Origin of the sequence: Rhizobium sp. rho-13.1, assembly GCF_007000305.1 — a bacterium.
GTDB lineage: Bacteria > Pseudomonadota > Alphaproteobacteria > Rhizobiales > Rhizobiaceae > Rhizobium > Rhizobium rhododendri.
The window spans coordinates 1-315 of sequence record NZ_SCFL01000107.1 but is presented as its reverse complement, the minus strand read 5'-3'; the positions used below and the strand labels follow the sequence as shown (position 1 = coordinate 315).

The window sequence follows — 315 nt, the reverse complement described above, 5'->3', positions numbered from 1 at the left end:
TGACTGGCGTCGCGCTGGGAGGTTTTTGTATGCTTGTCTTGGGCCAGCTTACTGCCGATAGGCCTGTAATCCGCCTGAGCATCCTGTTTCAAAGATCGTTTGGAAGTGTCGTCCTCATGGCGGTCGTCACGGGGGCATCGCTCTATGGAATAACCTATCTCATCCCTCAATTCCTTGCCCGTATTAGTGGATACAACGCGCTTCAATCGGGAATGGTCGTTCTTATCAGCGGCCTGCCAATGCTGGCGATCATTCCGTTCTTCCCGCTTCTGATCAGAACCCTTGACCTCAGGATCGCAATCGCATTCGGGCTGG

The 315-nt window shown here is 53.7% G+C and carries 1 pseudogene; it reads left to right on the top strand.

The window, feature by feature from the left end:
• Positions 1-116: 116 nt before the first annotated feature.
• A pseudogene (locus EQW76_RS29565) lies at positions 117-315 on the top strand (EmrB/QacA family drug resistance transporter); the annotation flags it as partial.